This window comes from Sulfurovum zhangzhouensis, from assembly GCF_030347965.1.
Lineage (GTDB): Bacteria > Campylobacterota > Campylobacteria > Campylobacterales > Sulfurovaceae > Sulfurovum > Sulfurovum zhangzhouensis.
Map to the genome: position 1 here is coordinate 1 of NZ_JAQIBD010000005.1, position 15,473 is coordinate 15,473.

Below are 15,473 nucleotides of genomic sequence, written 5' to 3' on the forward strand. Positions count from 1 at the left end.
GACAAAAACTCCTTTGTTGTCAAGGGTTTTTCTGAAAAAGCGCTATTTTTTTTAAATTTATATTTTTACTTACATTATATATGAAAAAGAACTTAAATTTTGATGATTATAATTTCTTTTTCATCATCATCTATACATTTTAATTAAATAAAAAAATGATAAAAATATGAACTCCATGAAAAAGAAAATAATAGTGAAAAATATAAAATGGAAATTAGAAAAAAAGAGAAATGGACATGAGTTTTTACTCATGTCCGAAATAAGTAGAATATAGATCCAGATTAGATCTTTTCAGCTACCTGCACATCATAAAGGATGTCATCCATTGGGTGTCTGTACATTGGCATAGCAAGTCTTTTCTCATCAAGTACGTGACCGATGAATCCAATCGTTCTACCTGCGATGAAGAATGCGTTAAGTGTACCTGAAGAAATGAACTCATTGATCTCTTCTTCAGAGTAACCAAGCGCTCTCCACATATCTACCATCAAGATACCGATCGTACCGTCAACGTTAAGGATCAGGTTCTCTTTTTTAGATGTCGTAAGAGCTTCAACTGTTCTAGCATAGTCAAGTAATGGTGTTGCAGGGAAGAATTCAGCTGCATAATCCATCAAACCTTTAACACGTAGGTCTGGGTTCTTCAAAGACTTGATTCTGTGACCGATACCTGGAATCGGCACACCTTGTTTTTTCATATAGTTAAGGAATTCTGCCGGTGTCAAGTTATTGTCATCTGCATACTTGAAGTACTCAGCCGCACCATCAATCGCACCACCGAATCTTGGACCGATTGTAAGAAGACCTGTTACAAGTGACTCAACTACTGACTTACCTGCTCTAGCAGTTACTTTAGCGTTGTGTGCACCTGATACTGCAGGACCATGGTCTGCAACTGTCTTAATTACAGTCTCGATAAAGTCTGTAGCCCATTTTGGATACTGTTTTTTGAACCAAAGCAATGAAATAACATCACCGATACCTTTACCAGTGCTTGGAAGTGCAACTGAAGAGATAGGGAATCCTGCATAAGTTGCTTCTTCACCTCTATCATCAGAGATCGTACAGATGAACTGCTTGCTTCTTCTTACTTTTGGTACCACATTCATCTCAGGCTCAGCGATATCTTTGATAACACCTTCAGCTTTGAGTTTACCGTATACCTCAGCAATTTTCGCTGGTAGGTCATTGAATGTCTCAGGTACATAGATACCTGCTTCTGCCATCGCTTTGTTTTTCGCTTCAGCAGTCTCTCTCTCAGCGTTCGCTGAAGCACCTGCGTGACCGAACTGAACACCTGAGCTATAGTATTTCGCAATTGTACCGATACACCATGCAATGATTGGCTTCGTGATCTTACCAGACTTCACGGCATCAATGACTTTGTACTCTTCAGTACCACCTACTTCACCAAGAAGAATCATATATTTTACTTCTGGGTTCTCTTGCATTCTAAGAAGGTTGTCGATAAATACAGAACCAACGAATCTGTCACCACCGATCGCAACACCTTCAGCAATACCGTCAGCATTGATAGCAATAATGTTAGAAAGCTCGTTGAATAGACCACCTGATCTTGTTACAAGACCACATGAACCTGCTCTATGAAGCTTAGAGTTTACGATATTCTCGATCGTACCACCAACGTTTGCAATTTTAAATGCACCTGGGCTGATACCACCAACCGTTGCAGGTCCAATCACGATAACACCCGCATCTCTTGCCGCTTGGTTCATCTTACGAGCAAGTCTTTCAGGGATACCTTCAGCAGTAATCATAATCACTCTGAATCCACCAATCTCAAGTGCTTCAGTAGTAACATCATATGCAGTTCTGAGTGACGCAAAGTTGAGAAGTACATCAGCGTTTGGATGTGCTGCTTTTGCTTCTGCTGTATTCTTATAAAGTGGTACCATGATCTCATCTGGACCCCAGAAGAACTTCTGGAATTTTGCATCTGCAGTAGGAGCTACAATCGCAGCTACTGAAGGTGTTTTTCTCTTGATAGTGTAATCATAATCGAGCATTCTTTGGATCGCGCTAGCGTTGTTGTTCCAGAAAATTGCTTGTGTATCTTTTGTAAATAGTTGTGCCATCTTCTCTCCTTATGCCTCTACTGCCATTCTAACGATGTCAGTTACGTGTGTTTCCGGTCCGTATACATCGATCCATAGACCAAGTCTGTCTGCAGCCTCTTTGATATCTTTAAGACCTTTTTCGTAGTTTGGTCCACCACGTCTTACATAGATCTTCACACCAACTTCTTTCATCTTATCTGCATACTCTTCAAATGCCTGGATGATACCTGTGAATGTTGCAGCAACATCTGTAAAGTTTGCGATCGCACCACCGATGATAAGAATTTTATCTCTTCCTTGAGCATCTTTTTGTCTTGTCATAAGGTCAAGAAGTGTTTCAGCATAGAACTTTGTCTCACCAGTTGTCGGACCACCTGAATACTCACCATAGTTCGCAAGATCATCGATACCTGCAAGGTCAGCAATCGTATCAGCGTATACAACTGAAGCACCACCACCAGCAACCATTGTCCAGATTCTTGCATCTGGTTTAAGAAGTGTCAACTTAAGTGAAGCACCTGTCTTAGAGTCAGCTTCTTCAATAGCGAGAACTTCTGGAGACTTCTCTTCCATACCAAATGCTGTCGGGTATTCAACATCACCCCATTCTTCAGCCATCATAAATCCAGCTGTATCGTCAAGTTTTGCAACCATGTCAAGAAGTTCGATCTTGTTACCTTGCATTACGAATGGGTTGATCTCAAGGTATGCAAAGTTAAGCTCTCTGTATGCTCTGAAGAAACCGATCGCAAATTCAGCGAAGTTTGCTTTGTCTTTCTCAGCTACATCAGCAGGAACATTCGCTCTGATCTTCTCAGCGATCACTTCTTCGCTCTCAGTGATCTTGAAAGATACTTCAGTTACTTTCTCTTCCCAACCTTCTTCTACTTCCATTCCACCTTCAGCAGACATATAAAGTACATCTTCATCACCAACACATGTCGCAGAGATATAGTACTCTTCTGCTTGCTCATGCGGAGTGAACGGCTCAACTACAAAGTGAGTCAGGTAATCTACAGATGGAGTACCTGCAGGTGTGTCACCGTCAAATGCGAAATATACTTCTTGTTTGTCTTTTGCTTTCTCATCAATCCATGCAGCAGCTTTCTCAAGTGTTACATCACCAGGTTTTTGGTCTCTAAATAGTACAAGACCGTTCTTACCTCTTTTACCAAAGAGCATATCCGGTTTTGCAACCAATGTCTTTTCGTTAAGCCATGCCTTCTCTTTTGCAGCTTCTTTTAACTCTGATCCATTCTGAACCATTACTGTTTCGTAAGCATAAGTGAAATTTGGGAAATATTTATCCCAGTGCTTAGCCAAAATCGACTTTGCGTCGTATTCTCTAATCGCTTTTTGAGCCATACGAGTTCTCCTTTAATTAAGTTCACAATAGTCTAGCATGAGATAGTTTTAACTTTCGTTTAGCTAATCATATCCATAAGGATAAAAAAAATAATGTGTATATTGGAAACAGTTTTTTAACCGTTGTTTTTACTTTTTGTTACATAGTGGCATATTATAGTATTGAAACTGATACAATTCGCTTCGTCGCGGCGGGTCATAACACGTAACCCCTTTTGCTTTGAGTTCCTGTACCTTGTCATAAGGGGCATAAATACGTTTTGCAAAATGGTTATCACTCATTCCTGTCTGATAATAACTTATCTTGTGTGTTATGATCACCAAAGCATTCAATATTAATGTGAATATGACAAAATAGGCTCCTGTTTTATAGGGTTTTTGAAACTGAGGCAATCGTACACGCATACTGTGAGTAAATACAGAAACCATCAAAGGAACAGCAATCATCATGTAAGGAGCAAAGTCGGTAATATTGATCTTCTGTCTTATTGATAATAGCAATGAAAATGCCAGTGCCGTAAAAGAAATATACCAAAGTAACGTTTTTTTACCTCTGAGAAGAATGCGATAAAGGGCATAGAAAAAATAGAGAAATACAAAAGGTGAAAATAGTGTTGCATAAAGTCCGAATATCTCCACGAAATGTCCTGAAGGCCTACCTCCTATCCCTATACCTTTTGCCAAATAGATGAATGCCAACAAGAATGCCGATGAGACGATCGCCAGGCGTTTGTCCTTATGAACCACTGCATACAATAGTACTGCCATAAAGAAAATAATGGATGCTTCATGGATAAAGAAGAGTATCAACATCAATAACGGAAGTATCCAGAAGTACCCTTTTTCATACATCAATACGAATAATAAAACTACTGGTAAAACAATAATAGCGATATTTGCCAACATGGTCCCTGTCAGGATACCCGGCAAGAGCATAAAAACAAAAGTAGCTAAGTAGGTATCTTCAGGTCTTGTCAATGCTTTTTTACTCAATTGGTAAAAAAGCACAATACTGAGAAAACCTGCAAAGATAAAAAAAAGCCTTAAGCCTAAAAAACTGTCACATATCCCCTGCCCTGCTTTCATTAAGAGTGCAACAACAGAGTCATTGGTAAACAGACTCTTCGCTTCGTGAGGACTGATAGGTGTGGTAGCTGCGAGATAAAACACCGCTACTGCATAAAAAAATGCAATAGCCCAAAAATAGTGTTTTTTCATTTGATATTTAGAGTTTTAAGAAGTTATCCAACATGGTATGTCCGTGTTCACTCATAATAGATTCAGGGTGAAACTGAACGCCATAAATCGGCTTATCTTTAATCTGTAAAGACATGATCTCATTATCATCGATACTGTGAGAAGTAGCGATAATATGATCAGGCAGATTCTCTTTGTTTACTGTCAGAGAATGGTAACGTGTAGCTCTGAACTCTTCAGGCAATGTTTTAAAAATAGGTGTTTGTGCATCGATATGTACCTGCGATGTCTTACCATGCATCATATGCTTCGAACGAATCACTTCACCGCCATATGCCTGTGCAATACTTTGATGTCCCAGACAGATACCAAAGATCGGTGTCGTATCTCCAAACTCTTTGATCACATCAAGTGTTACTCCAGCATCATCCGGAGTCGAAGGGCCGGGAGAGAGGATGATCTTATCAGGATGGAGTGCCTTAATCTCCTCAATTGTGAGTTCATCATTACGAATTACCTTCAGATCAGCACCCAACTCTCTACAGTACTGTACTATATTGTAGGTAAAGCTATCGTAGTTGTCTATCATTAATACCATTTTCTATCCTATTGTTTCAGGTCTACTGTCCAGAAGAAATCTATCCACTTTGTAGCTTCTTTGACACACCAATCTGGTGCTATTTTAGCACTTTTTTTATAAAAGAGCGAGGCAGTCATGAACGTAACTTCGGGATACTTTTCACTTAATACATTCAATACTTCTATCAGTGTATCACCGCTGTCTACTATATCATCCAGGATTAACACACTTTTTGCAGACTTAAGCTCAGGGATATTGAATACCTCAACACTCTCATTTTTTTGCGTATCTTCATAACCGATAGTATTGACACTGTAAACTTCACGCATATCAAAATATTCACCAAGCAGATGTGCCATTGTCATACCACCCCTTGCAATACAGAGTATTGCATCAAAGGGCTTATCGATTTTATTTGCTAAAATCTTCAGGTCTTCCCTGAACTCTTCATATGGGTAATAAACTCTATTCATAGACTTTTAACTCTTTATATAGACTATCACGCTCTACAGGTGTGAAACCTGTATTTTTGATCATTGAGATAAACTCTTCCAGTTGCATCCCTTTGGCACTTTTTGCTCCAGCTGCTGACTGAATAGATTCTTTTTCTATCGTTCCATCCAGATCATCAGCTCCAAACTCCTGGGCAATGAGCGCCAGATTGATGGAAGCAGTTACCCAGTATGCTTTAATGTGCGGGATATTATCCAGCATGATACGACTGATCGCATAGGTTTTCAGGATCTCCTGACCAGTAGGGAAGTTACAACCCTTCAGATAGTTGTTCTCTCTTTGGTATACCAATGGGATAAATGCATTGAACCCTCCTGTCTTGTCTTGAAGGTCACGAAGACGGATCATATGATCAATTCGGTGTGCTCTAGTCTCTACATGCCCGAAAAGCATGGTTGCATTACTTTCTCTACCTCTTTCGTGCCATTTTTGATGGATCTGCAACCATTGATCTGAAGTAACTTTACCTTTACAAAGATACTCACGAACCTCCTCGTCAAATATCTCAGCACCTCCGCCGGGCATAGAGTCTACACCGCTTTCTATCATCAAATCCAAAACCTCATCATAACTGAGTCCATATTCTCTATGTAAAAAATCGACCTCCGCAGCGGTCATCGCTTTGACATGAAGCTGAGGATGAGCCTCTTTTATCTTTTTAAAGGAACCCATATACCATTCCAACCCTGCATCCGGATTGTGTGCAGAGACGATATGTATTTCCTTAGCACCGTTCTTAACCGCATTGGTAGCGATTTCAAGCATCTCTTCATGGCTCATCGTATAAGGGTTCGGATTTTTACGGGTAGCAGAATATGCACAAAATTTACAGACATCTGCACAAACGTTGGTAGGATTCAGATGACGGTTAATATTGAAATAACTTTTCGTACCGTATTTTTCCTTCCTTATTGCATCTGCCAGATCACCGAGTGTATACAAATCAAGATCATAAAGGGCTTCCCCCTCTTCCTGACTTAATCGTTCTCTTCTTTTTACTTTTTCTATCAATGCTTCTTTTTGCAATTCCGTCATAAGACTATCCATATATTTCTCACACCCTTTATCGCTTAATAATTCATCATCTTTTATTTGTGGCGTGGTAACAGTTTTTGGTATTATACCACTAAAAGATTAGGGAGTTAACAGTGGATAGTCTCAAAGCCGATGTAGAAGAGCTTCTTTACAATAATGCCGAAGACTTCAAGATCGCAAAAGTACTCAAAGCCGACATCAAATACTATATGGAAAACCTCGAAGAGACCTTTCGTACCTCGGGTGGTAAAGACTTTTTAGTACAGCATACACGTAAGATAGACTGTATTCTTCAACTTGTATACAAAGTTGCTCTTAGGGCAATGTTCGGCAACTATGCACCGCTTAAAAACTCCTTACCTGTTGCAATGATCGCACTAGGAAGTTATGGACGTGAACAGCTTTGTGTCCGTTCAGATATCGATCTTATGATCGTATACAAAGATATCCCCGGGTACAACACTCAAGCATTTATCCAGAAAATCCTCTATATTCTCTGGGATACAGGACTGAAACTGGGTCACCGTGTACATACAACCGATGAACTCTTTGAAGTCTCGAAAACAGATATTACGATCAAAACCGCACTCATCGAATCACGTTTTATCGAAGGTTCAAATTTTATCTGGACTGCTACACAAAATGCGCTTCAAAAAATACGCCACGATAATATTGAGGGATTTATCAAAGAAAAACTACAAGAGCAAAAAGAGAAACACACAAAATATCCTCTAACTATGGAACCTAATCTCAAGGAAGGAGTAGGAGGATTCCGCGATGCGAACCTGGTCTTTTGGATAGGGAAGATCCTCTATAATGTGAATAACATCAAAAACCTTCCTGAAGAGATCATCACAGAAAATGACTACAGAGCCTTCCGTATCGCACTGGAATTTCTCTTCCGTGTCCGTTCTGCACTTCACCTAGTGTCACACAAGAAAGAGGATCAACTCAGACTTGACCTCATTCCGCATGTGGCATCACTGCTTGGATATGATCACTCACCCGAGGAGCTTATGCGTTTTTCAAGGAAAGTAACAGAGAGTCTCAAGATCCTGCGACTTTACAGTACGATCTGGCTTGAACTACTGACAAGAGAATTTCATATATCTGATACAGTTAAAAACTATCTCTATCCAGAAAATCTCGACGAAGATATCTATTCACTTGTAGAACTGCTTGTTGAACATGCCGATCAAACATTTACAGCGCATCCTACACTGCTTCAGGCTCTGGTCAATGCCAAAAAACCCGAACGTATGAATAAAAAACTCTATCAGAGCCTGGCTAGACTTTTTTATCAACCACATGTCTATCCTGTACTCAAAACATTTGCATATGCCAGACAGCTCAGGTATCTGATCCCTCCGATCAAACGTGTGGTTGATCTGCCTCAGTTTGACGGATATCACACCTATGCTGTAGATATCCACTCACTGCAGTCGGTCAAACACCTGGAAAGTATCAAAGAACCTTTCATTCAATCACTCTTTGAAGTACTCAGTGAAGATGAAAGAGCCATGCTTAAACTGGTAACGCTGCTTCACGATGCAGGTAAAGGGCGTAAAAGGGATCATCATAATGTCGGTGCTTCACTCTTTAGGGTATTTGCTTCCAAACTGGGAATGAAAAACGAACTCATAGAAATGGGAGAGACCCTGATCTTATATCATACACTGATGTCCAAAGTGGCACAGAGAGAAGATCTACACAATCAAAAAGTAATTCTGAAGTTCGCTTCACATTTCAAAACAAAAAAGATGCTTGACCTGATCTATATCCTTACCTATGCGGATATGAGTGCAGTGGGTGAAGATGTCTACAGTTCTTTTGCATCCAAACTGATCCATACACTCTACCTGCAGGCCCTTGATACACTTGATCAGGAAAAACTGCTTGATGAAACGGCTAAACGTGTCAAAAAAGAGCAGTCGCTCAAACGTAGTCCATACTTCCTCAAGCTTACAAAGGCCCAGCAAAATAAAATACTGCTTATCCCATCAAACCTGCTCTTTTTACGCTACACACCTAAAAAGATCGTTGAGATCAGTAAGCAGGCATTTGATTTGCCAGATTATACGTTTACACTCCACAACCAGGAACATCTTAGCATAGAGATCATTCGTAAAACTCCGATCAATTTAGGCTACCTTCTAGCCAAACTTTCCAATCTGGAAATCCGTATCATGGATATCTACAAGCTCTTTGATGACACAAAATATTTCAAAATCGATTTTGAAGAGAAAGTAGATCAAGAAGACCTGCAGGCTATTGAGCAGATCATCCATGAATCTTTCATTAGAAAGGGAAGTGTACTTACCAAAGTACCTGTGATCTATCCTGAAGAGATAGAGATAGACTGTGAACACTCTCAAAACTATGGTGCACTCTATCTAAACTGTCAGAATCAAAAAGGTCTGCTCGCCTATGTAACAGAGACCTTTGAAGCGTTAGGCATTGATATCCTTACGGCGAAGATTTATACGATAAAAAATCGTGCCAAGGATATGTTTCTCATCGAAAAGAATGGAAACTTCTGTCATAATACCGAAACAATAATGAAGAAACTAACAGGGGATTGATCTTATGTGCGGAATTGTCGGATACCTAGGTACGAAAGAGAAGAAGGAGATACTATTAGATGGACTTCAGGAGCTCGAGTACCGAGGTTACGATTCAGCGGGTATCGCTGTCATTGAAGGTAAAAAACTTGACAGCTTTAAAGCCATAGGAAAACTTGAAAACCTTAGAGAGAAAACCAAGTCGTTTCACTCTGAAGGGTTTGGTATCTCTATCGGACATACTCGCTGGGCCACACATGGTAAACCTACTGAACTCAATGCACACCCGCATTTAGGTAGATACAGCTATGTAGTCCATAACGGGATCATCGAGAACTACCAAGCACTTAAAGAAGAGCTTATCTCTGAAGGCTTTAACTTCCTAAGCCAAACTGACACCGAAACTATTGTTCACCTCTATGAGAAGTATTACAATCAATCCGAAGATCCGTTCAAGGCATTTGAACAGACCGTTAATCGTCTGGAAGGTGCATATGCTACCCTACTCATCTCAGAAAGTGCACCTGATACAATCTTTTTTGCCAAAAACGGTTCACCGATGCTGCTGGGATTTGACGGAGAGGAAATCTACTTTGCCTCTTCAGATACACCGATCATTGGGAAAGCAAGTGAAGTCTACTATCTTGAAGACGGCGAATACGGATATGCAAAAGAAGGGACAATAAAGCTTTTCAATGCCAACGGTGAAAAAAGTTTTACAAAACAACCTCTCAAAGCCGATAAGACATTGGCTCAAAAAGACGGCTACCGTTTCTTTATGGAAAAAGAGATCTATGAACAAAGCCGTGTGATGAGTGAAACAATGATGGGACGTGTACTTGATAAGGGTATCGAATTTGAAGAGCTCAGTAATGACTTCTTTAATGGTATTAACGCGATCAAAATCTGTGCATGCGGTACAAGTTATCACTCTGCACTGGCTGCTGCATATCTTTTTGAGCGTATTGCAAAAATACGCTGTGATGTAGAGATCGCATCAGAGTTCAGATATAAAGAACCTCTGCTTACACAAGATACACTCTTTATCACAATCTCCCAAAGTGGTGAAACTGCTGATACCCTTGAGGCACTGAAAATGGCAAAAGGCGCAGGACTTAAAAGTCTTAGTATCTGTAACGTAGACAACTCTTCTATCGTACGAGAAAGTGATGCAGCAATCCTTACACGTGCAGGAATAGAAAAAGGTGTTGCAAGTACCAAAGCTTTTGCCACACAGACGATGGTTCTTTGGATGCTTGCACTTTATGTAGGACAACAGAAAAATAGTGTTCCTACTGAACTATTGGCACGTGAGATCAATGCAATGCTTCATACCCCAAAAGCACTTATTGTCACTGATACACTCCATACAAAACTGCATAGACTTTCAAAGCGATACCTGCACGGGCATGGATTTTTCTTTATCGGACGTGATATCTTCTATCCGCTAGCGCTGGAAGGAGCCCTAAAACTTAAAGAGATCAGCTATCTTCATGCGGAAGGTTATCCAGCAGGAGAGATGAAACATGGTCCTATTGCACTGGCTGACAGTGAACTCTTTACAATTGCACTTATGCCAAAGAGTATGCATTACGAGAAGATTAAATCCAATGTAGAAGAGCTCAGTGCCAGAGATGCAACGATCTGTGCGATCTCTTCAGTACCGTTTGACCTGGCTGATGACTTCATCAAAACACAGTATGATTCTCACCCGATGCTGGAATTCTTTGAGATGATGGTTGTCACTCAGCTGCTTGCTCTCGAGATCTCTGTAAGATTGGGGAATGATGTGGATATGCCAAGAAACCTGGCAAAGAGTGTAACTGTGGAGTAATTACTCCGCAGTTTTCATATCGACCAATTCAGCCAATAGTTCTTCGATTTCATCATCTTCAAGTTCATTACGTTTCAACTCTTCAACGATCGCAAAACATTCTGTACGCATCTCACGTAACTCTGCAAGATCCTCTTTTTGCTCCTTTGAAGCATTTTTAGCCTTATCGATCTCTTCAAAAAGCTCATCTATCGCTACTTCTAGATCAGGGATCACTTCCAGTTCCAAAAGATTTTTCAGTTTTTCTGCTGATGTCATAGTCATATCCTATTAAAATGATTAACGTATTGTATCTAAATTATAGCCAGACATTTCTCTCAATACTTACTTCATATGTAACATTAATGTGTTATAGTATAGGTCATGAAAAAGTTCGTCTTACTCTACCTGCTGACTCTTGTACTACTCTTTGTCTTCTTCTATGCACATACATCGATCATTTCCAGAGTACTCAATGATACGCAAACCTCATTAACACTGATGATGCTCGAGCCTTTTTTAAAGTCCGGGCAGCTTCAAGGAAACGATATCATGATTACATCTTTCTACAAGATTATCATTACACAGGCATGTAACGGTATGATCCCTATCCTCTTTTACTTTGCTGCGATCTTAGCATACCCTTCAAGAGTTTGGATCAAACCTGTTTGGATGGGTGCAGGCTACCTCATCTTTACGCTAGTGAATGTTCTTCGTATCCTTATTGTGGTTTATTTTGTAGAACAACAAGGTGGTCGAGATAATTTCTATCTTGCCCATGACATTTTCGGAAATGCACTTTTAATGATCGTAGGGTTGGGACTTTTTATACTTTTTATCAAACATTCCAGGTCATCTTCTAGGTGATATCAAGAGGTAGCCTACTGCACCAAAGCTCTGAAAAAAGACAATACTATAACCTGTAGGCAGATCAAAATAATAAGAAACTACCAATGCCATACATGAAAAAAACAGTCCACTGCCCCATGCAACATAAAGTGGTGTGAACTTTTGTTGTGACAGTGCGATAAGTGCTGGAGCAACCAAGAGAACAAATACAACCAAGACCCCGGCAAGCTGTACTGATGAAGTGACTGTAAGTGCCAAGAGTATAAAAAAGCTCAATTCCCGTACCATACCTGTCATCTTGCGGTAAAGTGAAAACATAAGGATCGCAATCATACTATAAAGTATTGCCGGGATGATAAGATCATTTGGCGAAACAAAAAGTATATCTACTGCACTAAGCTTGGTAAAGAGTTCTGTACCCTGCGGGCTGTTTGAAAGCAAGATCATAATACTTGAAGCTCCAAAGGCATACAGTATCCCGATAAATGCTTCGATATGCTCGACATAGCGTGTCGCATAGGTGACAAGCAAAGCTCCAAGCATCGCAAAAAACAGTGTCAAGAGTGTCTGATAGTTCCCGTCTAAAAACCCGATGCTTATTGCCATCCCCACCGCAGCCATCTGACCGATGGCTAGATCAGTGAAAATCACACCTCTTTTAATGATCTCCATACCAAGGACTACATGGATAAACACCAAAAACACAATCAAAATAAATGACGGCCATAAAATCTCTATCAGTTGCATATCCTGCCTACAAGCGTATCATAAAATTTTTCAAGTGTCTGTGTACCTTTAAGCGCACCGACATCATGCGGTAACTTCACCACTTTTGCACCGCTCTTTGATGCGATAAAAGAAGCTGTTATGTCTTCATGGTACACATCTTGCAAGATGAGCTTAACGTTGTTTTGACGTATCTTGTTAATGAGATCCATTGTGTGTTTTGAGTTGGGTTTTACACCGGGTAACGGCTCTAGATTATCCAGTGACTTAATCTTATAGCGGTAAAGGAAATAGTTGAAAAGTTCATGATATTGAACCACTTTCATACCTTCACATTGTTTCATTTTCGCATCGTAAATTTTGAGCTTTTTGGTCCAACGTGTTTTGAATACTTCAAAATTTTTTTTGTAAAAAGGATAGTTCTCCTTATCAAGTACAGAAAGTTTAATCATAATCACTTCAGCAAGCGTAATAATGTTATGCGGATCCAAAATAAAATGTGGATTTCCTTCTTTATGTACATGTCCCATTGAACTGTCGATATGTGTGGGAATATCTTTGAGTTCGACATACTTGCTTAGATCCAAATATCCTTTAGCTTCTGTTTGAATTCTTGGATTGTTTGCCCTTTGAATCAGAGGAGGAAGCCAACCGATCTCAAGAGATGCTCCATTAAGTATCAATAGGTCACTGTCACGAAGTCCACTAATCAATGAAGGCTTTGGTACAACAAAGTGCGGATCCCAATTTCCTTGTGAAAGTAGCGTAATCTCTGCTTTATCTTTTGCGATCTCTTTGGTCAACTGTTCGATATAAGGGTAAGCTACTGCTATTTGCAGCTTAGCAAAAAGTGAAGTCGAAAAAATCAAAATTATCCATAATGCTCTCATCTGCTACCTCCTAAAATGCATGTGCACCATGTGCACCAAAAGCGTGGGTATATTGTAGGATGAGTTCATTCTTATTGTTCTTTTCACCCTCATCGGTATAGAGTGCACTGTTATAATTATACTGAAGTCTTAGACGACTCTTTTCAGAAAAATTGTACTCTACCATCATCGAAGTTATATACATAGCATCTGGTTGTAAACTTTTTATGTCATTGAGAAAAATATCATTTTGTGTGATACCGCTGTAACGTACCCCCGTTTTCCAATTTTTATCATGCTGATAAATGAGCTCACTATAGAATCCCGCTTGTTTTTTAAGCATATCCCCTTCTACTACAGCTCCCTCTGCATACTTTATACCATCCATCTTTCTATAGAGATATTCTCCTTGAAAACTGATAGCCTTATCCGCAGCGAAATAGTACTTGTATGTTAAATCTACTCCGTAAAGCTTGGTGTCTCCTGCAAAAGCATGCGGTTCTTCTGGATCTTCCAGATGGTCTAAGCGTGTATGACCGTTTGCATAACTCAATCCTGCCAAAAGTGTACCTCCTGTCATATCTAAAGAGGTCTTCAGATAACCAACATAAAGTGACGGATAGTTCGCATCACTCATACCATCTATAAACCCTTCATATCCAAAGCTCTGTTCATTTTCACCTCTCAATGCTTCGAACCCGACCATAATATAGTATGATGCAGGTAACACATACTGCAGCTGTGACCCTTCTTCCAATAGACCGTGATAACCTAAGAGTGCATTATAAATAAGCGGTATCTCAAAAAAGTTGTAACTGTGCTCGTGCTTGTTATTGAGATAACCAAAGTCACTTCTAAATTTACCGACTTTAATACTGAAACTATAAGGCAGCCCTCTAGTCTCACCAAAAAGTTCTTCCACTTCAAACATATCTTTGGTGATATGGAAGTTCCCTGAAAAATCCATTAAATCTGTTTGTGCACCAAAATGTAACTCGGCGTAATTAAAAGTAAAACCTTCATTTCCATCCAATGAGGCGTGCCCATGTCCTTCATGTTCTTCACCATGTCCTCCATGAACAAAACCCGGAATTTCCAAATGCTCTACTTCATCTTCATTGTCAAATTCTCTAACAGTGTAAGCGCCATCAACGATAAGTGACACTTGAAATAACTCTACAAAACTCTTCTCTGTCGTACTATTAATTTTTTTACTTTCCAAAAGGGATTCAAGTGAATCACTTTGAGCCATAAGAAATGCAGTGCTAACTGCACTCAAAATCCATATTTTTTTCATAATATTCCTTAAATGGTATAGTGATATTGATTTTAGTTTTTTATATGTTTAAATGATTATGAAAGAATATAGGGAGGGGCATTTGCATCAAAGCCAAAAGGTGGAACGCTGACATCTAGTGCCAACATCCCATCAAAACAGACAGTTTTTTGCTCAGGTGTTTGAGTAAGATCATAAGCATCTTTAACGATCCTCTTCTCTTCAACCTCACTAACCTCAATTGCAATACTTTCACTCTGTAAAGAAAAAACTGTTTCATGCTGGGATGTTCCCAGGCTTTTGAATGCTATACATACCTGACATTCACTAAACTCTGAAAGATGGTCATGTTTGGAATGTATCGTGGTAGTTTGATAAGCAAACAAGAAGAATGCGATCAGAACAAAACGAAACAATGTGGTATTGTTCTTCACAGTAACTCTCCTTATTTTTAGCGTGACATTATAGCCAATTTGTTTGAACTTACTAAAAGTAAACTTTTTTATAAGGTAATCTAAGAAGTTTGCATCAAAGTACATCAATTATCTTTTAATAAAGATAATGGTGCAATCTGTAAAATTTTATAGTGGGAAATCCCCTGAAGGAGGCCC

Annotated in this window: 14 protein-coding genes; 3 read left to right on the forward strand and 11 right to left on the reverse strand. The window is 39.5% G+C overall.

Going from position 1 to position 15,473, the window contains the following annotated elements; genetic code table 11:
• Nucleotides 1-281 precede the first annotated feature (281 nt).
• The 6 genes from PGH07_RS10645 to mqnE all read right to left on the reverse strand — a co-directional run bounded on the left by PGH07_RS10645 (nt 282) and on the right by mqnE (nt 6,768).
• The gene (locus tag PGH07_RS10645; RefSeq protein ID WP_289414469.1) at nt 282-2,096 is read right to left on the reverse strand and encodes a citrate/2-methylcitrate synthase; all 1,815 of its coding nucleotides are present in this window, start codon (nt 2,094-2,096) and stop codon (nt 282-284) included.
• A 9-nt stretch (nt 2,097-2,105) separates the two neighbouring features.
• Complete coding sequence (locus PGH07_RS10650) at nt 2,106-3,443, reverse strand: ATP citrate lyase citrate-binding domain-containing protein (protein ID WP_289414470.1); 1,338 nt, start codon at nt 3,441-3,443, stop codon at nt 2,106-2,108.
• A 129-nt stretch (nt 3,444-3,572) separates the two neighbouring features.
• Nucleotides 3,573-4,661 (reverse strand): hypothetical protein, encoded by a 1,089-nt coding sequence (locus PGH07_RS10655; protein WP_289414471.1) that lies wholly within the window; start codon nt 4,659-4,661, stop codon nt 3,573-3,575.
• A 7-nt stretch (nt 4,662-4,668) separates the two neighbouring features.
• Complete coding sequence (locus PGH07_RS10660; RefSeq protein ID WP_289414472.1) at nt 4,669-5,238, reverse strand: anthranilate synthase component II; 570 nt, start codon at nt 5,236-5,238, stop codon at nt 4,669-4,671.
• 8 nt (nt 5,239-5,246) lie between these two features.
• On the reverse strand, nt 5,247-5,693 hold the full coding sequence (locus PGH07_RS10665; protein ID WP_289414473.1) for a phosphoribosyltransferase: 447 nt from the start codon (nt 5,691-5,693) through the stop codon (nt 5,247-5,249).
• Nucleotides 5,686-6,768 (reverse strand): aminofutalosine synthase MqnE, encoded by a 1,083-nt coding sequence (mqnE, locus tag PGH07_RS10670; protein WP_289414475.1) that lies wholly within the window; start codon nt 6,766-6,768, stop codon nt 5,686-5,688. The genes PGH07_RS10665 and mqnE overlap by 8 nt, the downstream gene beginning before the upstream one ends.
• Nucleotides 6,769-6,881: 113 nt before the next feature.
• On the opposite strand from mqnE, the gene PGH07_RS10675 reads away from it, so the two are divergent.
• Together PGH07_RS10675 and glmS are read left to right on the forward strand one after the other, a co-directional pair.
• Nucleotides 6,882-9,350, forward strand: a complete 2,469-nt coding sequence (locus PGH07_RS10675) for a [protein-PII] uridylyltransferase family protein (protein ID WP_289414476.1) — start codon at nt 6,882-6,884, stop codon at nt 9,348-9,350.
• Between the two features lie 4 nt (nt 9,351-9,354).
• On the forward strand, nt 9,355-11,163 hold the full coding sequence (glmS, locus tag PGH07_RS10680) for a glutamine--fructose-6-phosphate transaminase (isomerizing) (protein WP_289414477.1): 1,809 nt from the start codon (nt 9,355-9,357) through the stop codon (nt 11,161-11,163).
• On the opposite strand, the gene PGH07_RS10685 is transcribed toward glmS, so the two are convergent.
• Nucleotides 11,164-11,421 carry a restriction endonuclease subunit S domain-containing protein gene (locus PGH07_RS10685; RefSeq protein ID WP_289414479.1) on the reverse strand — a complete coding sequence of 86 codons (258 nt, stop codon included), beginning with the start codon at nt 11,419-11,421 and terminating at the stop codon, nt 11,164-11,166.
• A gap of 105 nt (nt 11,422-11,526) precedes the next feature.
• Here PGH07_RS10685 and PGH07_RS10690 point away from each other — a divergent pair, with 105 nt between their 5' ends.
• Nucleotides 11,527-12,009 (forward strand): exosortase/archaeosortase family protein, encoded by a 483-nt coding sequence (locus PGH07_RS10690; protein ID WP_289414480.1) that lies wholly within the window; start codon nt 11,527-11,529, stop codon nt 12,007-12,009.
• Here the strand turns inward: PGH07_RS10690 and PGH07_RS10695 are convergent.
• From PGH07_RS10695 to PGH07_RS10710, 4 genes are read right to left on the reverse strand one after another with little or no spacing between them, the layout of a single operon-like run.
• Nucleotides 11,995-12,738 carry a metal ABC transporter permease gene (locus PGH07_RS10695; protein ID WP_289414482.1) on the reverse strand — a complete coding sequence of 248 codons (744 nt, stop codon included), beginning with the start codon at nt 12,736-12,738 and terminating at the stop codon, nt 11,995-11,997. The two genes, PGH07_RS10690 and PGH07_RS10695, sit on opposite strands and share 15 nt — an antisense overlap.
• On the reverse strand, nt 12,729-13,607 hold the full coding sequence (locus PGH07_RS10700) for a metal ABC transporter substrate-binding protein (RefSeq protein WP_289414483.1): 879 nt from the start codon (nt 13,605-13,607) through the stop codon (nt 12,729-12,731). The genes PGH07_RS10695 and PGH07_RS10700 overlap by 10 nt, the downstream gene beginning before the upstream one ends.
• Before the next feature lie 10 nt (nt 13,608-13,617).
• Complete coding sequence (locus PGH07_RS10705) at nt 13,618-14,883, reverse strand: hypothetical protein (protein ID WP_289414484.1); 1,266 nt, start codon at nt 14,881-14,883, stop codon at nt 13,618-13,620.
• A gap of 56 nt (nt 14,884-14,939) precedes the next feature.
• Nucleotides 14,940-15,296, reverse strand: a complete 357-nt coding sequence (locus PGH07_RS10710) for a hypothetical protein (RefSeq protein ID WP_289414485.1) — start codon at nt 15,294-15,296, stop codon at nt 14,940-14,942.
• Nucleotides 15,297-15,473 lie beyond the last annotated feature (177 nt).